Raw genomic sequence first — 18,374 nt, forward strand, 5'->3', positions numbered from 1 at the left:
TCACCGAAGAACCGCCACGCGGTGCGTTTCGAGAAACTCCTCGCCGCGAACACGAACGACATACGTCCCGCTGTCCAGACCGAGCTGATCAGCGTCGATACGGATCTGTTCGGTCCGTTCGGCGGGAAGGGTTCCGCGATACAGCACAGCGACGCGGCGGCCCAGCACGTCGAACAGCTCGACGCTCACCTCCTGCCGCTCACGCACCGTGACGGCCATGCCCCCCGAGCCGAGGATAGGATTAGGCGATGCCTGCCGGATCTGTACGGCCCGCGTCATTTGAATCCGCAGGGGCACTTCCTCGCTATACGACGTCCCGGCGTCGGTGTCCATGCGCAGCCTGAACCGGTAGCGTCCCGACCGTAGATCCGACAGCGTGGCGATCACGCGTCCTGTGCGGCGCCTCCGGTCGAGCGTGACTGTTGGTGGGCTCCACGCTCCTCCGTCCCGGGAATGCTCCAACACCGCAGCGTCGGACAGGTCGTCAGGCCAGGACAGGACGGCGCCTGTTCCAGAGGCGTGGGCCTGAACATCCCACGCCGGCCCGGGTGCCGGACCGGGCGACACCACCAAGACGAACTCGTGCGTCGCGCTGGACGCCAGCATCAGCGCCTCCTCCCCCGCCGCTGCCGTCCGCTGCGGGTAGTTGGCGCTGAAGGGCCGACTTTCCTGCGTGCCAGCGGGCTGCGCCCCCCCTTGTTCAGAGTCACCATCCACGACGAACGTGTACCCCTCCGAGCCCGGTCGCAGGCGCGTTTCGATGTCATCACCCGGGGGAATGGTACCCCGAGTGTCGATGAGCCACACGCTCCAGTTCGGCGGCACGTGCTCCCAGACCGACGCGTCGATGTGCAGCTTGCCCGTCCAGCCCTCCGTCCTCACGTTGACCGGCAGCCGGACGCCCCGACCGAGCGGGAGCGGCCGACTCTCGTGGGCCTTTTCAACCCACCGCTCGAGTCGCTGGCCGTTTATCACGATCCGAGGCCGCATTTGATCGCCGGCCGGTCCGCCCGGCCGCGTTGCATCCCACACGTCCCACGCATCGACGGCCCCCCGACGGAAGCTCACTTCCAGTAGGTCGTCCGTGAACACCGCCTGCCCGTTGTCGACCGCCGTGAGGCGCACCCCGATCCGCGTGACCCTTTCGGAAGCCCCCTGCTTGCCGACAAAGGGCACCTCGCTGATGCGGCCGCTCGCATCGAATGTAACGGTGGTTGCGGTACTGCCCGGGCTTCGTTCGATGAAGAACCCCTGCCACGAGGCCACCACGTCGCCTGCGGTCCCCTGCTCTAGCCGGTTGTACGCCTCGGTTTCGGGATCCCAGATCCAGACGAAGGCCTGGAAACCGCTCGTTCCGCCGATCGTCAGGGCATCGACATCGTACGCCTGCGGGAAGGGATTCCCGATGAGGTGGTAGAGCGCCGTGGGGCTCAGATTGTCCACGACGAACGTGCCGTTCGGCCGGTCGCCCGGAACGTCGAAAACAAGCGGCACAGAAGGTCGAATCGGGTCACGCTGATCGTCGAAAAAGAACAGGATGAACCCGATACCCGACGGTAGCGGGTCGGTGAGTGACGAGAGCGCGCTCCAAACCCCGGAAAACGAAGACGTGTCGTTGGGCGCGGCGTCGTCCCACTGATAGATCATGGCCGTCGGAGGGGAACCGGACAGGCCGTTCGGTCCGAAGTCGATATCGTCGGCGATGTCGTCGACAGCGGCCTGTGCCGGGGTGGCCATCATGCGCCAGCCGCTGTCTTCGCCGTAGTCGCTGTCCTCGGGCGGGTTGTCCGCTGTGCCCGTGATGATGAGTCGGGTCGGTGTCTCGTAAGCGCCCAGGTCCGGCCCGCCGCTATCCCCGTCCGCGAGATGACTGTCCTCGACCCGGGGGGTGTCGGCCAGGTCGAGCGGTAGAAACTCGGCGGTGTTGCCATCGTCGTCCAGGTCGCCGTCGTCCGAAGGGAGGGCCGCGAAGAGACCGTATCCGACCACGGACGAGGCGAGGTCTACCCGGAGATCGTCGTCCAGCGTGCCGGTTGTACCGTCCGGACCGTCCGCGTCTGCGAAGAGAGGATCGGCATCGATCACCGGCGGCGCTCCGGCCAGGAGCGAGGCGCCCGCTGGCAGGCCGCCGTCGATTAGCGCCGCCCCGACGGAGACCGTCCCACTTCCGGAGGTGACCTGCGCCGCCTGCGGCCACAGGATCACGTTCTGAAGGATCGCCGATCCGGTTCCATCGACGAAGACGGCGCTCCCGTCGGCGGCGGCGTTCGAGGCCATCGTCGTGTTGGTCGCTTGCAGGACCGAGTCGAACAGATAGACGGCACCGCCGCGGCTGCCTGTCGCGTCGTTTCCGGAAAAAACGCTGTTGAATGCTTCTACCGTGCTCCCCTCCACGGCCTGGATCGCACCTCCGGGAATCATGCCGGACGCGTCGTTGCCGGCAAAGGTCGTACTGGTGAAGCGGGCGTCCGCCCCGACGAGGTAGATCGCTCCTCCGCCGAACGTGCCCGACGTAACGTTTTGACCAAACACCGAACGAGTGACCGAAAGCGTTCCGCCGTCGGTGAAGACCGCGCCGCCGCCCCCGGATGCGGTATTCGACGAGAAGGTACTACCGGTCAGCGTCACGCTCCCGGACACGACGTAGAGCCCACCCCCTGCCTGCGCCGTGTTGGCGGTGAACGTGCAGGCATTCAGCGTCGGCATGCCGTTAATCGACAGGAATCCACCGCCACCAAGTGAGGAGGCCGTGTTCGCCTCAAAAACGACAGATTCGAAGTTCGGCGCGCCCCCATCCACGAACACGCCGCCCCCTCCCACACTCGCGCCGTTCCCGCGAAAGATCACGTTTCGCACGGTAGGCGAGGCGCTGTCGATATACAGCCCCGCACCACCGTCCTGGGTCACGAACGAGTCCGCATTACCGTCGGCAATCGTGACGCCATCGATGACCGTTGCCGACGTCACGCCGGACGGTGCCACGACGATCTGGTAGGAATTCCCCGCGAGCGTGCCGTCCCCGTCGATGTCCCCGCTCAGGGTTGTGGTGTACGTAGACGGGTCGCGCGTGCTGAAATCGGGCGCCCATCCACCCACAATCTCGAGCGCATTTCGGAGCTCAAATGACGCGGTTCGGTCGGTTGCAGCGGCGAAATAGGTACCCTCGGCTACGCGAATGTCATTGCTCGAGCCGTCCGCGATCGCATCCTGGAGTGAGCCGTAGGGATCGCTCAGTGTCCCTGTACCGGACGCCCCTTCGCGAACGTAGATCTGACCATTCACCGGAGCGGGCTGCACCAGTCCCACGGTCAGGATGAGCGTGATGGCAGACGCGACACAGCGGGGTAGAAAAGACATGGCACCGACCTGATGGCGAGCGAGAGTCGACGATCGGCGACGCCCCACGGAAACCTCCCAGGGTACACGTCCGCGCGCTCCGCCGGTCCCCGTGATTCTCTCACGGAGAGTCCGACGAACGGCCCAATCACCCGCATCGCCGTATATCTGACTTCCACGCTCGGGTCATGCATTGTTTCCTCCACCCTCGGACCCGTTGACGGCTTCGGCGCAGATTGCGCCATTGGCGTATCGGTCTGTTCACCGCCCTGACGAAGACGCCCCCAAACCAAAAAGAGCAGGCGCCGGAACGAGGCACCTGCTCTTTGGAATGGACCGGAAGGACCGACGATGATCAGCGCTTACTCATCATCTTCATTGAAGAAGTCATCATCGAACTCGTCGAAAACGCTGTCCTCGTCCCACGGGGCCTCCTCCTCCCACTCGTCGTCGTCCTCGTACTCGTCGTCCTCGTACTCGTCGTCATCCAGGTCTTCGTCGTCGTCGATATCCCAGTCGTCATCGTACTCGATGTCTTCGTTTTCGATCTCCTCATCCTCGGGATCGAGTTCGGCGTGCAGGCTAAAGTCGTCGGTCATGAATGAAAGCTTGTCGAATGGAGAGGGTGCTTGGCCCGATGTCACGGTATCTGTGTCGAATCGAACCGCTGGATCCCGCCCCACGGTTCCGCCTGATCATCCTGTGCCCGGGACCAAATCAATGGCCGGTGCGGACAGCACACTGAGCGGGATTTGGCGAGCCGTGGGCGGGAAGGCATCGGCTGCACGGGGCCGGTTATTCGCGAACGGAGAGACGCTCACGGATCCGGTCGGCGGCCTCGACCATGTTACGCAGGGAAGGCTTGACTTCCACCCAGCGCCGCGTTTTCAAACCGCAGTCCGGATTGACCCAGAGCTGCCCCGGATTCAGAACGGTGAGCGCCCGATTCAACAGGTCCGCCATTTCATCGGTCGTCGGGACGCGCGGGGAGTGGATATCATATACGCCAGGCCCGATCTGATTCGGGTAGTCGAACGCCTCAAACGCATCCAGCAGCTCCATCCTGGAGCGCGACGACTCAATCGAAATGACGTCCGCGTCCATGTCGGCAATTGCTTCGATGATGTCCTCGAAGTCGGCGTAACACATGTGGGTATGGATCTGGGTCCGATCGTTCACGCCGGACGAAGCCAGCCGGAACGCTTCGACGGCCCAGGTCAGGTAGGCGTCCCATTTCGATTCGCGAAGGGGCAGGCCCTCGCGCAGTGCGGGTTCGTCGATCTGGATGACGGAAATGCCGGCGTTCTCCAGGTCGGCGACCTCGTCTCGCAGTGCGAAAGCGATCTGCCGGCACGTCTCGGCGCGGGGCTGATCGTCGCGCACGAACGACCACTGAAGCATGGTAACCGGCCCCGTGAGCATGCCCTTGACCGGGCGATTCGTGAGCGACTGGGCGTAGGACGACCAGCGCACCGTTATCGGGTCGGTCCGCTTCACGTCGCCGTAAATGATGGGTGGGCGAACGCACCGAGAGCCGTAGCTCTGCACCCAGCCGTTCTCGGTGAACAGGAACCCGTCGAGCTGCTGACCGAAGTACTCGACCATGTCCGACCGCTCGGGCTCGCCGTGGACCAGCACATCCAGGCCGATGTCCTCCTGCGCCTCGATGGTCTGCGCGATCTCGCGCTTGAGAAAGGACTCGTACGTTTCCTCCGTGATGTCACCGTCCTTGTATCGGCGCCGGGCCTCACGAATGTCGTCGGTCTGCGGGAACGAGCCGATGGTGGTCGTCGGCAGCATCGGCAGGTCCAGGTGTTCGTTCTGTACGGTTCGCCGACTCGCGTGGGGGGTGTCACGCTTCAGATCTTCGGGCGCGATGGACGCCGCCCGCTCCTGCACATCGGCGTCGTGGACGGCGTCGGATGCCTTACGCGACGCCCGCGCCGCTCGACTCGCACGAAAGGCGGGCGCTGCTGCCTCCGCGTCACCATTGCATGCATCCGCGAGGGCCGCGACCTCGTCCAGCTTCCGCGTTGCAAAAGCCAGCCACGAGGTGACCGTCTCTGGCAGCTGCTCCTCCGTCTCGAGATCGACCGGGACGTGAAGCAGCGAGCAGGAAGTGCCAACGATAACGCGGTCGCGCCCCAGTGCGTCGATCGCGGTCTGCGCGATTTCGAGGCGCTCATCCAGATCGGCCCGCCACACGTTGCGGCCGTTAACGAGGCCGAGCGAAAGCGTCATATCGTCCGGGATGCACAGGAGCAGCGCCTCCAGCTGGTCCGGCGTGCGCACCAGGTCGAGGTGAAGCACGTCCACCGGCAGGTCAAGCACGAGGTCGGCGTGGTGCTGGACGCCGTCGAAGTAGGTTGTGAGGTGCAGGTCGAGACCCTCGGCCGCCGACCGGAGCCGTTGCATCGCAGACCGGTACGCAGGACGCGCCGCATCGTCCAGGTCGAAAACCAGGCACGGCTCGTCGATTTGTACCGCTTCCGCGCCGGCCGTCCGGAGGCGGCGCAACACGGTTTCGTACACGGGCAACAGGTCGTCGAGAAGGTCAAGCACGTGGGCATCGCCCCGGGCGTCCTCGAGTTTGCTCAGGAGGAGAAATGAGACCGGGCCGAGCAGAACCGGGCGCGTCTGGATGCCGGCCTCTCGTGCTTCTATGTACGCATCGATGACGCGGGTGGACGCGAGCTCGAATTTCTGATCCGGCTGAAGCTCCGGGACGAGGTAGTGATAATTCGTGTCGAACCACTTCGTCATCTCCAGCGCCGCGGCACCACCTTCATCCGCGCCGCGATCCACGTCTTTCTCTTGAAGTCCCCGGGCCATGGCGAAGTAGGTGTCGAAGTCAACCTCGTCGCCATTCCAACCAAACCGCTCCGGCACGGCCCCCACCATGCAGGCCGTATCCAGAACGTGATCGTAGAACGAAAAGTCACCACTCGGGATGAAGTCGATACCCGCATCGGCCTGTTTTTCCCAGTGCCGCTTCCTCAACCGACGGCCGACGCTTCGCAGATCCGACTCGGTTGCGTCGCCGGACCAGTAGTCCTCCTGTACATGCTTGAGTTCACGCTGAACGCCAATGCGAGGAAAGCCGAGTACAGACGATTGCACCATGGGGAAAGCGGAACCTGGCAATGAGAAGCACGCGATTCACATCGGAATATCAGTATGGCGAATACACAGCAAATCGTTGTGTTCGACCTGTCACAAATCCCCGAGCCCGCCGGGATAATTGATGCGGTGTTCGACAACGGGAGAAGGGCGCGACGAATCATGCGTCTTGCGCCCGGGTTGACCATGGTAGAATTCGTTCCAGTCCCGATATGTCCCAACTCCGCTTCACATTCCGCCTCATTCTCATCCTGACGGTCTGCGTCGGGATGCAGGGGACGGTGCTGGTCGAGGCGCTATTCCTGATCCACCACGACCACATCGCAGAGCACCACTGCATAAACCGGCATAACCCCGAGGTGGACTGCGACGGCATGTGCTTCCTCGTGGAACGGATTGAGGACGTCCACGGGCAGCACGACCACACCTCTCTGACCATGCGGGTCGCGGACATCGACCTGCGTGCCATCTCACGGAGCATTCTGCTTGTCCCGGCAGCAACCGCTGCGTCCACGACATACGTCATGGACCCGTGGCAGCCGGCTTCAGACCCGCCGCCGATGGACATTTTTCGACCTCCCTGGACGTCGTGATGGATTGCGCAACCGCGCAATCATCTCCACGACGAGCGGCGCACGGCTTACTTCGCCCGCCATCTCCGGTGGGATGTGTGCGCCCCTGCATGTTCTTCACCTTTCCCATCCAGGGACCGTTTACCTATGTCTTCTCTACACTTTCTGCTCGACGTGCTTCAACCGGTTCAGCGGTTGCGCATCGTCGCCGTGACGGCTCTGCTGTCACTTCTATTCGCAACGCCTGCTTTCGTCGCCGGGCAATCGTCCGGCACACTGGTCGCCACCGTGACCGATGCGTCCACGAACGAACCGCTCACGGGCGTCAACGTCACCGTTGACCGCTCGACCCGCGGTGCCGCTAGCAACCCTGAGGGGGTCGCTCGACTGACCGGGATTGCTCCCGGCACGCAAACCATCGTGATTCGCTACATCGGATACGAAACCGTCCGGCGCGACGTCACCATTGCGCCCGGTGAAACGACCCGGATTGCGGTGTCGCTAACGCAAAAAACGCTCGGCCTGGACGGTGTCGAAGTCTCCGCCCTGGCACCGGGGTTGAAGCCCTCGGCCGGTATTGACGCCGCCCGGGTCCGCGAGATCGAGGCCGACGACGCGGGCCAGTACCTCCAGTCCGTGCCCGGTATCAACGTCATCCGCCGCGGCCCGATTGGCTTCGATCCGAACGTCCGTGGACTGACCGAGACGTCGGTCGGCGTCTACCTCGGCGGCATGCGCACCTTCCCGGCCGGCCCCCTCCGGATGGACTCGCCGCTGAGCCACGTAGATCCTAGCAGCATCGCGTCCATCGAGGTCGTAAAGGGGCCGTACGCGCTGACGTGGGGACCCGGAAACATGAGCGCGATCCGGACCATCCCCCGCGGCGATTCACCGCCGCCGACCCCGATCACCGGAACGCTGCGGACCGGTTACGACACGAATACCGAGTCCGTCGAAACCACCGCCTTTGCCATGGGTCGTCAGGGCCGGGTCTTCTACTCTGCCAACGGCGCGTGGCGCACCGGGAGTGACTACGAGACCGGCGCCGGCCGCACCATCGACGGCGACTTCACCTCCGGCGAAGGCCGCGGACACATCGGCGTCCACCTGACCTCCGCCACGACCCTTGAGGTTCGCGGCGGCTATCAGGAGCAACTCGACATCGAGTATCCCGGTCGCCTGCTGAACGCGGACTTCTTCCGGACCGGCATGGGACAAATCGACCTGTCCTACGCCCCCGGCGCGACGGGAGACGGCGTTTCCCTGACGGGCATCGACGTGCAGGTCCACGCGCAGCAAACCCTGCACGAGATGACCAACGAGGGCAAGCCGACGTTTGACGCCGGACAGTTCCCGAACGGCAATCCGCGGCCGCCGCTCCGCATCGGCGTGAACACGGAACTCCGGAATCTGGGCGCGCGGGCATCCGCCTCGCTTGCCTCCGGCGCGTGGTCCTTTGAGGCAGGAGCGGATCTGCTGTCCACCCTTCGCGATGCGCGGCGCCCGTTCGAAGCCGTCATGCCGAACGGCATGCGGATGACACCACCCTTTTACACGAGCGATCGGGTCTGGCCCGACGTTCACGTGGTGCAACAGGGCGCGTTCCTGAACGTGCAACGAAGCCTTGGCGTGGTTGAGATGGCCGCGACCGGTCGCCTCGACCTCGTTCAGGCGGATGCGGGGGAACCGAGCGAGGTCTTCCTCACCAATGCATCCACCGTTCGCGGGTCCAACGTCACGGAAGCGGATCTGGATCGCTCCTATACGATGGGAAGCGGTGCTGTGACCGCCTCCGTTCCACTGACTGGCACCTGGAGCGTGAGCGCCGGCCTCGGTTCGGTCGCGCGATCACCGCAGGCGCTGGAGCTTTACTCCGACCGCATCCCCGCCTCCCGCTCGCAGACCACGGCGGAGTTTCAGGGGAATCCCTTCCTCGAACCGGAGCGTAGCACACAGGCCGATGTATGGGTGGAAGGCTACGCCAGCACGTGGACGTTCCGCGCAAGCACTTTCGCCCGGCGACTGGACAACTACGTGACGCTGGAGGCGACGGACGTCGATCCCCTCCTGCCGCTCAGCCCGTCCACCGTCTTCGGCTATGTTAACGGCGAGGCTACGTTTTACGGCGCGGAAATCCAGGGGAGCGTCCGACCGGCTGAGGACGTCGAGTTCCGTGCGTCCGGCAGCTATCTCTGGGGCGAAGATGAGACGTTGAATGAGCCTGCACTCGGCGTCTCACCCGCATCGGCATCCGTCGGCGCCCGCTGGACACTCCCTGTGAACGGCGCAACGGTGCAGCGCTTCTACGTCGACGGCTCTGTCACAGCCACACTCGAGCAGGACCGCGTCGCAACGAGGCGCGGCGAACGCGACACACCCGGATACACGGTCGTCGACCTGCAGACCGGCGTACGAATCCTTCGGCGTGTTGACCTCCGCGTAACAGCAGAGAACGTCTTCGACGTGAACTACACGAATCACCTCAGTGCGAGCAATCCGTTCTCGGGCGCCCGCATAGCCGAACCCGGCCGGGTCATCGCGTTCACTGCGGCCATCGGCTTCTGAGCCCCGCCACACTCTGATCGAGAAGCATCAAAAAAGAACAGCCCCGACCGGTCGTCCCGGCGGGGCTGTTCGGTTTTGTGACAAATAGATTTCGGATCGCGGAGAGCCCTCGCGGGCAGGCGGTGAGCAGCGTCCCCGGCCCCGGCATGCCGATTACGGCTTAAAGGCGACGACCAGATAGTCGGCCGGTGTCGAGCCGGTGTTCTCGACCCGGTGGAGTCCGGCTTCATGGTGGTGCACATCTCCGGCCTCGTAGGATCGCTCCATCGTTGACTCGTCTTCGGGATCGGTGAGCGTCACCGTGTAGTCCGAAAGGGCGTAGACGACGCGTTCGTAGCCGAAGTGCTCCGGTAATTCATCACCCGGTGCGAGCGAAATTTTATGAACGGTGAACGCATCGTTCGTCAGCACCACTTCGTGGGACGTCCCCTCGGGAATATCGACTTCGTCCAGGGTGGACGCCTCGCCGGGTCCCACCGAGTCGACGTCGCTGATGCGCTCGAACACGACGTACGAGGCAAGCGAATCGGCCGTGTTCAACACCGTATGGACGCCGGCCTCATGTGCGTGAACGGCCCCGCTCTCGAACGAGCGCTCCGAGGCCTCTCCATTCGTTTCGAACTGGAGTGCGTAGGTGCTGGTCGAATAGACAACCCGCGGCCCGCCGTCATGCGGGGCGATCGAGTCGCCCGGCGGTAAATCGATCCGGTAGACGCGGGCGAACGCGTTCTCGAACGGGCTCTGGACGAACTCACTGTCCAGCGCGGACAGGTTCTCCGCCGCTTCCACATCGTCCTCCATCGGCTCATCGCCCCTTTCGGCATCGGTACACCCGGCGAGGGCGACGACGACACAGATTAACCCGAGCATGAGAATTCGAGAGACGCGTCCCGGGAGGAGCGTGTACTGATTCGAAATGGTCATGGGTGTGGTTTTCGATTGATAAGAACGAGGACCTGCATGCGCGGATCGCTGCCTCCCGCCCCACCACCCTCGCACGGCCGTGCGACGGTAGTGGGGTGGTGATGGAGACAAGAAAGTCCGTAGGATACGGCACGGCGGGAGTGGGTGAAAAGGGGACGTGTACATCTTGCCCTTCTCACCCACAGACACATCCCATCAGGGATTGTATGCCGCCGTTATCATCGTTTGTACGCTATTTCCTCGTAGCGCATCGTGCGGCTCCCATTAGAAGCGTGTTGACAGCGTAAAGCGGACGTCCCGCCCGGGCGACAATGCGTAGCCCTTGTAGGTGTCGAGGAAGTCGCGATAGCTTTCGTCGAGGAGGTTCCGCACTTCGACCGACAGCGTTACCATGGCACCCACGTCGACCGTCGTGCCGGCTTTGGCGTTGACAATCGTGTAGGCCTGCGTGGAGGCTGTGCCGAAGGGCGGGCCGAAGTCGCCATCGAACTGCGAGAACGGCTCGAAGCGTCCGGCCGCATCCTTCGAGTTTGCGTGCTTCGCGGACAGCTCGACGTATGGATTCGACAGGATGCCTGGACCGGTCGGTAGCCATTTCGCAAATCCGCCAAGCGTGTTGGCCGGAAGGAGCGGCAGCTCACCGTCGCCTCCGCCCGAGCCGAGCCCGTCGCCGGTGCCGTCCAGATACGCCGCATTCACCCCGACCTGCAGCCATGGAAGCACGCTCGCTTCGACTTTGGCTTCGATGCCAGGGATGACGGCATCCGTCTGTGCGGCCGCGTAGATCGGCAGGCCCGAGCCGTCCGGATTCTGATTGTCGCCCGTATTGGCAAGATAGATGTAGTTCGAAATCGCATTCACGTACGCTGTCATTTCCGCGTTCAAGCGGTCTTGCCGGACGCGGAGGGAGAGGTCGGCGCTGTAGGAGCGCTCCGGATCCAGAGCCGGGTCGCCGACCTGGAATGCGGCGACACCTCCATGCACGCCGCTGGCGTACAGCTCGAAGATGGACGGGGCCCGGAAGCCGGTGCTGGCATTGGTGGCCAGGGCATACCCGTCGGCAAATTCGTACGATGCGCCGACCGAGCCCGACAGTACAAAGTAGTCATTCTCGAGGGCGTCGGGGTCCGAGGTTCGCTCGTTCGACACGGCCTCCACGGTTCGATAGTCAGCACGGCCGCCGAAGGATACCGTGACAGGATTCAGGTCCACGTCTTCGAAGAAAAAGACGCCGGCGTTCCACGTCCGTGCCGAGGGCTGGAGTTCGGCTGGCCCTCGCGTGTCGGCGTCCTGGTGCTGCACCTCCGCGCCGATGGTGCCGCTCATGGAACCGATCTCCGGGTGAGCCGCCTCCAGGCGCGCGGTGTAAATGTCGGTTTTCAGATCCAGCGGATAGTCGAAACCGCCCAGGCCGCCATTCTCCCGAATCGTCGAGAGGGTGACGTCGCCCGTGGGAGGCGCCGACTGACGAATCGACCGCTGCCAGCTTACCCGCGGCTTCAGCACGAAGCCGTCCGCTACGATATTCCCCTTCATCATCACGTTGCTGTGCTCGAGGTTCTGCCCGAGGCCGTCCGGGGGATTGCCCGCATTGCCCACGGGTCCACCGGTCGGCAGGACGAAGTTGTGCGCGTTGGCCCAGTAGTCGCCGTAGAGCTGCAGCGTCCCGAAGTCGCCCTGAACCCCGGTTTGCGCGTAGGCGCTCCACTGCTCAAAGTTGGTGAAGGGAATTTCCCCGGTGTACTTTGGGTCGCCGTACGTTCCACCGGTGCCGGTTTCGAAGAAGGTGTCGTCCTCCGGCGTATGGAAGTTGCCGCCGATTCGACGCTCTGCGCCGGCGCGCCAGCCGACATTTCCATCGGCCACGCTGAGGTCGACCGATACCGCACGCTCATTGTTGTTGGAGAAATACTGCGTGCTTGCGGCGCCGCCGACGTCCAGTTCACCGCTTGCACTCGTCGGCGCGGTCTTCGTGATGACGTTGACCGCCCCGCCGAGCGCGTCGGAGCCGTACAGGATGCTGCTGGCCCCGCGCACCACCTCGACTCGCTCCGCTTCACTGGCGTTGGTCGTGGGGAAGTGACGGACACCAAACTGATAGTATTCCTGGGCGATGCCGTCCTTCAGCAGAACGACCCGATTGCCGCTGAGACCCCGAAGCACCGGCTTTCCGGCCTGCGACCCGGTCTGAATCGACGAGATGCCGCTTACATTTTCTCGGAGCAGGTCGCCCAGTGCGGCATTCCGATCGACCGACAGGTCTTCCGCAGCGATGACGTCCACGTCCTGGGGCGCCCGAAGCGTGGAGCGCGCCCGGGCTGTGCCCGTCACGGTCACGCCTTCCGACTCCAGGACGCGCGACTTGAGCGTCACTTCAATGGAGACCGTTTCGCCCGCCTCGAGCATCACGGTACGAATGGCGGTCTGGTACCCGATGAACCGGATCTCCAGTTTGTGCTTTCCGACGGGCAGCTTGTCCAGGCGAAACGTCCCGTCCGGACCGGTGGTCGTGCCCCGCTGCAGCGCCGGGTCGACGACCTCGGCCCCGGGCAACGGGTCGCCATCTGCCGCAAACACGGTCCCTTTCACCGCGCCGCGGGTCTGCGACGAAGCGTCGGGGGCCGTGGCCGCGAACAGAAGCAGAAGAAGTGCAAATGGGATAAATCGTATTCGAGTGCTAAACAGCATCTGAGAGGGTTTATTTCGAGAAGAAAAAACGTCGCTCACGGGCAATGCCTGCCCGCATGAGTGGCACATCAATCGGTTGTTCGAGACGAAACCCCGCCGGGTATCCGGAGAGCTCTCGTCCCCAACCACCGCAGGTGGAAGAGGTCCGCGGTCGGCCCGGGCGAAGACGAATGACCCGGGCCGTGCGGCAGAACATCGGGTGCGTCAATTCACCGTCAGCGGATAGGTGAAGTCCACATCGTTTTCTACGATCTCCGGCTCTTCAGGCGCTTCGATTGTGTCGTTGCGCTTGTCCTCCGGCAGCGTGGCATTTTCTTCGTAATGCCGGAGCTTCACGCGGAGGTAGAGCGTGCCGGACGTTGCGGAGAGCGTTTCGGCGGTGAAGGTCAGGCCCAGGTCGTCGCCATTCTCGTCGGCGTCGAGGCCGGAGATGTCGAGCACGCCGTCGACCGGGCTGCCGCCGGATTCAGCATCCTCCACTCGATAGAAGAAGCGGTGCTCTGCGTCTTCCTCTTCGATTTCTTCGGTGATGTCTTCGTTGTTAAAGCGGTCAAGTAACTCAATCGACACGTCGTAGGTGACGCCGTTGGCGAGATCGATCGTCTCGACGGTTTGCAGGTCGCCACCGGAGCCGAAAACCGCCTCCGCGGTGACGTTGGGTGCAGTCCCTGTCGGGTCATCGAACGAGAGCGTGACATTGGAAATGACCTCTTGCTCGCCGGCGTTGTCGTCCGGTTCATTGCTGTCGCATGCGACGGCGAATGGAAGCACAAACATCAGGACGAGAAGAAGTCGGGCACTGCGTCGAATCGTGAAAGGCATGAGTCGTACGGGTGAGAGCGATGGATGAAAAAAACCTGGCAGAAGGTCATTCCCCTGCCTCGAAGGAGGCAGGCTCGGTCCCTGCCCACGGAAAGCGAGGGGGGCGGTCGCTCTCCGTGGCCAGGCACAGGTGCCAGATCATCCGTATGTGGGGTCAGACGTCGATGTGCAGGCGAAGCATAACGCTGCGCCCGGGTGCATCGGTGAAATAGCGCATGCGGTCCAGATAGTCGCGATAGCGTGTGTTCAGTAGGTTTTCCGCGCCGATCTGCAGCGACATCGGCGTTCCGTTCCACGACCAGCCGGTCCGAAGCGACACGTCCAGGAGGGTGTAGCCATCCGGCGGCGGGGCGAAGTCCACGCCTTCGGGAAAGCGGGTCTGCCGGCGGACGCCGTGCCCGTCAACGCGGAGCCGTATCGAGCGAAGCGCGGTTCCCCGGGGGCGGTGCAGGAGGCGAACGTCGGCGAAGAGCGTGCTACGATCCGCGGGGAGATCGGCGAGAGGAAGACGCGTCTGCCGATCCGTGCCGCGGACCACGGATGCCGTCGCACCGACGGTCAGGGGATCGGCGATGTCGATCTCGAAGCGACCGTCGACGCCGCGGAGCAGGGCGTCCCGCTGCTGATAGCGGAAGAGGGGAAACACGCCGCGAATCGTGACCTTGGGCTGTCCGGACGGGACCAGATCGATGAAATCATCCACGCGGGTGGCGTAAGCGCCAACCTGCAGCCGCGTTCTGTCGCCGTCCTGTCGGACCGTCGCGTCCAGTCCCCATGCGCGCTCTCCGCGCAGGCCGGGCATTCCCTCCTCGTATTGGGCGCTGCCGTGGTGGACGCCGTCGCTGTACAGTTCGTTGAAGCCGGGTGGGCGCCATGCGGTCGACGCGGCGATGCTGACGGTCCAGTCGCTCGAGACTGTGCGTGAGGCACTGAGAATGCCGCTTCCGCCCCAGAAGGGATGGGTCCGATCGAGGAACGACGTCCCGCCGTTGTCTCGAGGGAACGAGCGCGACCACTGATGGTCGAGACGACCGCCTGCATCGAGCGTCCACGGGGCCCGCGTCCACGTGGTGCGGGCATACGTCCCTCCAGAAATGGCGCGGTAGTTCGGGATGAGGTAGCTGGCGCGGCCGTTCTCATTCCCCTGATTCAACCCGCTCACGCCGGCGTGGACCAGCAGCGAGCCACCTGCGGCGTCGATTACCGGAGACCGGAGACCGATGTCCGCTGTGTGCGTCGTCAATAACAACTCTACGCCCGGCGCGGAGGGCGGCCCACCGCCCGGACTGTGTGCGTCGAACTCGCGGCGTTGATTTCGCTGGATGCCATACTGGACCGTCATCCGGACGCCCCTGCCGACCTCGCCCTGTGCGCGGACACGAGCCAGGTCGTGGGTGATCTCCTGCCGTGGCGCATCGATGGCGTAGGTGAAGCGGTAGTCGATGGCCGGGCGTTCCCGCTGGACGACGTTCTCCCACGCCTCCACCGTGTTCACGTGGGCACCGGAAAAGATGCCGAGGGTGCTGCTAAATCGGCTCGCCATCACGTCCACGTGCCAGTGATCCCGGTGGTAGGCCGTCGCCAGAAGCACGTTGGCCTCCCGGAAGGCAGAATTCCCGATGACGTAGTCGGGCGCACGGGATGCGCCTGCCGCGCGGAGGCTCCCGTGGGTTCGCCAGCTCCACGTCCCCTCCCCCGCAGTTCGTGCTCCTTCCAGAAGCAAGGCACCGGCCGCCTGGCCGTTGTTGGTAAACGCATCCAGGTCGATGCTCCCGCCCACCCCGGGGCGGTCGGGAAGGGCCCGGGGCTCGACCCGAAGGACTCCGCCAATCGCCCCGGCGCCGTATTCCACACCGGCGGCGCCTTTCACCACCGAGACATCGACCGGCGCAAACGCATCGATCTCCGGGGCGTGCTCCCTCCCCCACTGCTGCCCCTCCTGACGCACCCCGTGGTTCACGAGCACAACGCGCTCGCTATGCAGACCGCGGATGACGGGTTTGTCGATGCTCGGACCGGTGCTGAGCATGGTCACGCCGGGGAGGTGCTTCAGCGCGTCCCCGATGGTCTGCCCCCGGACCCGGCGCATCTCGTCGCTGCTCAGCGTCTCGACGGATCGGGACGCATCGGCGACCGCGAGCGCCCGGGCGCTGACGACGATCTCCTCGCCCCCGATCACGACGGCCTCCATCGCGACATTCTCCCGAACGCTATCAGCGTACGCGACGCCGACGGTTCGGTGGACGGTTTCGTAGCCGAGGTGACGCACAACCAGCTCGTAGCGCCCGGGGGACGGCAGCCGAAGGGCGTACTCCCCCCGCTGGTCGGTAGCCACGCCCATCGACGTGCCGCGCACGACGACGCTGACATTCGGCAGGGCGGAGCCATCCGCGGCATCGGTGACCCGACCGAAAATAGTCTGGGCCAGTGTATTCGCCGGAAAGCACAGGATGATAAGCAGGGCGAGCAACGGGGTCGTGCAACGACGCACCGTTCCTCCGTAGAAACCTACTGTACGAGGCATTGCGGACCGGATCGAGAGAGCTCTGACCCGTATGCCGGTGGCGAAGGACCGCCAACCGGACAGAGTCAGACGGGAGAACGGACAGCACTCACACGATGACAGTGGCGAACAATACCCGGTGTAGCAGGGGCTTCATTCGGACTCGACGCAACGACCGGACGCAACGACGCGTCACGTTTCGAGACATTGCAGTCGATGCTACTGAATCGCCAGCGGCGGATCTCTCGTCGGCGCTCCATTCGAGCGGCGGCAAACGGAAGACCACGCGGCATCACGTGTCACACAAGTGAGCTACGCACCCGCAGACGGGGGGCCGCGAATATCCAGCAGAAGGGTCCGGATCAGCGGGACGGTGCGATCCGGGAGGAACGACAGGGCCTTGGCGAACGAGGGAGCAGCGATGCCCGCCTTCGGGACAAAGGCCGAGAGGAGATGTGTGGTCGCGCAGATCGTACAGTCGGGCGCATCCACGATATGGAAGTGCCCGGACACGACGGGGCCGTCGAGATCGTGCACGGCGTCGTCGCAATCGACGTGCTCCTGCACGGTGGCTGCCACTTCAGCGGCGTGGAATGCCGTATGCACATGCGGTGCGATCGCCCCACCCAGCCCGAAGACCAGGAGCAGCAGGTAAGCACCAAATGTCCGGAGGTGTTCAGACATAGCCGGGACCGTGCGGATCAGTAGACGTGACGCTGAATGCCACCGGCCGTCGTAAGGTTCCGTCTCGGAACGCACGATCCGCTACCTCGATCGAAGCGCCGAAGCTTGCGCACCAGCCTTCATCTTTGTGATCGGACCGCGCTGGTGCTCTTATCTCGTGGATGAAAGAAAGTCGTCCACGGTATCCGCGAGTTCGTCCGGGCGGTCTGCGTGCACCCAGTGGCCCGCACCTTCAATCGTGACGAGTTCGGCCTGCGGAAACAGTGTTCGGATCCGATCCATGTCGTCGTCCTGTACGTAGGTCGAGTCGGCTCCGCGAACGAACAGCGCCGGCTTGTCAAACGGTGAATCCGATCGCACGGGTTCATTGACGCGATCATAGTTTTTGGCGATCACCGGCAGATTCATCTTCCAGTGGTACTTTCCGTCACCGGTGTCGTAGTGCAGGTTTTTCAAGAGAAACTGCCGGACCGCAAACGACGGGACATCCTTCGCGAGCGCGTCGTCAATCGCGGAGCGGTCTTCGTATGTGGTGGGATCAATCTGCTGCAGCGCGTCAATGATCGGCTGATGGAGCGGCGGATAGGACCGCGGCGCCATGTCGACGACGATCAGTCGATCCACGACCCGCCCGTACCGAAGCGCCGTGTTCATGGCGGTTTTTCCTCCCATGGAATGGCCCAGCAGGGTACCGCTTCCTGCGTTGAGCCGGTCGATGAATGCGCGGGTGTCCTCCGCCATGACGTCGTAATCGAACCGGTCGGCATGCGGGCTTTCCCCGTGATTCCGCTGGTCCACGGCAAAGACGTGGCTGTGCTCGCTGAAGCGCGTCCGGCTCAGGGTGTGCCAGTTTCCATGAGCCCCAAGCAGACCGTGAAGGATGATCAACGGCGGTCCGTCGTTGCCGTATTCCGCGTAGTGAAGCTCCATAGGTCGAGGCAGTTGCAGGGAGGAGGCGATGGTGACCACTCGGTGTAGACAACAGTCGGGCCAACGAAATGAGACCGCGTTCGCTCCACCCACTCCATGAGCCGCCCGTGAAGAGCTAGGGGGGTTGGGGTGTGAGGTCTGAGGTGTGGGTGCGGCGGCGCGTTCACAGTTCAACGGCCCGCGCCAGTTCCATAATCTTCAATGCTCAATCCTGAATTTTCCATCTGCAA

General features: G+C 63.9%; 11 protein-coding genes. 2 read left to right on the forward strand and 9 right to left on the reverse strand.

Translation table 11 applies throughout. From position 1 onward, the window contains the following. The 3 genes from ACFCU0_RS04170 to metE form a co-directional block, all read right to left on the reverse strand. The gene (locus ACFCU0_RS04170; protein ID WP_434972407.1) at window positions 1–3,357 is read right to left on the reverse strand and encodes a right-handed parallel beta-helix repeat-containing protein; all 3,357 of its coding nucleotides are present in this window, start codon (window positions 3,355–3,357) and stop codon (window positions 1–3) included. A gap of 341 nt (window positions 3,358–3,698) precedes the next feature. Continuing rightward, a complete protein-coding gene (locus ACFCU0_RS04175) occupies window positions 3,699–3,935 on the reverse strand; it encodes a hypothetical protein (protein ID WP_434972408.1) in 237 nt (78 codons plus the stop codon). Between the two features lie 196 nt (window positions 3,936–4,131). Then, window positions 4,132–6,459 carry a 5-methyltetrahydropteroyltriglutamate--homocysteine S-methyltransferase gene (gene metE / locus ACFCU0_RS04180; protein ID WP_434972409.1) on the reverse strand — a complete coding sequence of 776 codons (2,328 nt, stop codon included), beginning with the start codon at window positions 6,457–6,459 and terminating at the stop codon, window positions 4,132–4,134. Window positions 6,460–6,668: 209 nt separating this feature from the next. Here metE and ACFCU0_RS04185 point away from each other — a divergent pair, with 209 nt between their 5' ends. Beyond that, window positions 6,669–7,049: a hypothetical protein gene (locus ACFCU0_RS04185; protein WP_434972410.1), complete on the forward strand. Its 381-nt coding sequence runs from the start codon at window positions 6,669–6,671 to the stop codon at window positions 7,047–7,049. Window positions 7,050–7,175: 126 nt separating this feature from the next. Beyond that, window positions 7,176–9,593: a TonB-dependent receptor gene (locus ACFCU0_RS04190; RefSeq protein ID WP_434972411.1), complete on the forward strand. Its 2,418-nt coding sequence runs from the start codon at window positions 7,176–7,178 to the stop codon at window positions 9,591–9,593. A 153-nt stretch (window positions 9,594–9,746) separates the two neighbouring features. Here ACFCU0_RS04190 and ACFCU0_RS04195 read toward each other — a convergent pair whose 3' ends face one another. The 6 genes from ACFCU0_RS04195 to ACFCU0_RS04220 all read right to left on the reverse strand — a co-directional run bounded on the left by ACFCU0_RS04195 (window position 9,747) and on the right by ACFCU0_RS04220 (window position 18,144). After that, on the reverse strand, window positions 9,747–10,517 hold the full coding sequence (locus ACFCU0_RS04195; RefSeq protein ID WP_434972412.1) for a hypothetical protein: 771 nt from the start codon (window positions 10,515–10,517) through the stop codon (window positions 9,747–9,749). A 264-nt stretch (window positions 10,518–10,781) separates the two neighbouring features. Further along, window positions 10,782–13,205 carry a TonB-dependent receptor gene (locus ACFCU0_RS04200; protein ID WP_434972413.1) on the reverse strand — a complete coding sequence of 808 codons (2,424 nt, stop codon included), beginning with the start codon at window positions 13,203–13,205 and terminating at the stop codon, window positions 10,782–10,784. A 204-nt stretch (window positions 13,206–13,409) separates the two neighbouring features. Then, window positions 13,410–14,027, reverse strand: a complete 618-nt coding sequence (locus ACFCU0_RS04205) for a hypothetical protein (protein ID WP_434972414.1) — start codon at window positions 14,025–14,027, stop codon at window positions 13,410–13,412. 154 nt (window positions 14,028–14,181) lie between these two features. Beyond that, the gene (locus tag ACFCU0_RS04210; RefSeq protein WP_434972415.1) at window positions 14,182–16,551 is read right to left on the reverse strand and encodes a TonB-dependent receptor; all 2,370 of its coding nucleotides are present in this window, start codon (window positions 16,549–16,551) and stop codon (window positions 14,182–14,184) included. 291 nt (window positions 16,552–16,842) lie between these two features. Continuing rightward, window positions 16,843–17,214: a hypothetical protein gene (locus ACFCU0_RS04215; RefSeq protein WP_434972416.1), complete on the reverse strand. Its 372-nt coding sequence runs from the start codon at window positions 17,212–17,214 to the stop codon at window positions 16,843–16,845. A gap of 150 nt (window positions 17,215–17,364) precedes the next feature. Then, window positions 17,365–18,144, reverse strand: a complete 780-nt coding sequence (locus tag ACFCU0_RS04220; protein WP_434972417.1) for an alpha/beta fold hydrolase — start codon at window positions 18,142–18,144, stop codon at window positions 17,365–17,367. Window positions 18,145–18,374 lie beyond the last annotated feature (230 nt).

This window comes from Longibacter sp., assembly GCF_051155795.1.
Lineage (GTDB): Bacteria > Bacteroidota > Rhodothermia > Rhodothermales > Salinibacteraceae > Longibacter.

What these genes read in the sequence shown, in the direction of transcription:
- ACFCU0_RS04170 (WP_434972407.1), bottom strand. Translation starts at nt 3,357, where the DNA reads ATGTCTTTTCTACCCCGCTGTGTCGCGTCTGCCATCACGCTCATCCTG.
- ACFCU0_RS04175 (WP_434972408.1), bottom strand. Translation starts at nt 3,935, where the DNA reads ATGACCGACGACTTTAGCCTGCACGCCGAACTCGATCCCGAGGATGAG.
- metE (WP_434972409.1), bottom strand. Translation starts at nt 6,459, where the DNA reads ATGGTGCAATCGTCTGTACTCGGCTTTCCTCGCATTGGCGTTCAGCGT.
- ACFCU0_RS04185 (WP_434972410.1), top strand. Translation starts at nt 6,669, where the DNA reads ATGTCCCAACTCCGCTTCACATTCCGCCTCATTCTCATCCTGACGGTC.
- ACFCU0_RS04190 (WP_434972411.1), top strand. Translation starts at nt 7,176, where the DNA reads ATGTCTTCTCTACACTTTCTGCTCGACGTGCTTCAACCGGTTCAGCGG.
- ACFCU0_RS04195 (WP_434972412.1), bottom strand. Translation starts at nt 10,517, where the DNA reads ATGACCATTTCGAATCAGTACACGCTCCTCCCGGGACGCGTCTCTCGA.
- ACFCU0_RS04200 (WP_434972413.1), bottom strand. Translation starts at nt 13,205, where the DNA reads ATGCTGTTTAGCACTCGAATACGATTTATCCCATTTGCACTTCTTCTG.
- ACFCU0_RS04205 (WP_434972414.1), bottom strand. Translation starts at nt 14,027, where the DNA reads ATGCCTTTCACGATTCGACGCAGTGCCCGACTTCTTCTCGTCCTGATG.
- ACFCU0_RS04210 (WP_434972415.1), bottom strand. Translation starts at nt 16,551, where the DNA reads ATGCCTCGTACAGTAGGTTTCTACGGAGGAACGGTGCGTCGTTGCACG.
- ACFCU0_RS04215 (WP_434972416.1), bottom strand. Translation starts at nt 17,214, where the DNA reads ATGTCTGAACACCTCCGGACATTTGGTGCTTACCTGCTGCTCCTGGTC.
- ACFCU0_RS04220 (WP_434972417.1), bottom strand. Translation starts at nt 18,144, where the DNA reads ATGGAGCTTCACTACGCGGAATACGGCAACGACGGACCGCCGTTGATC.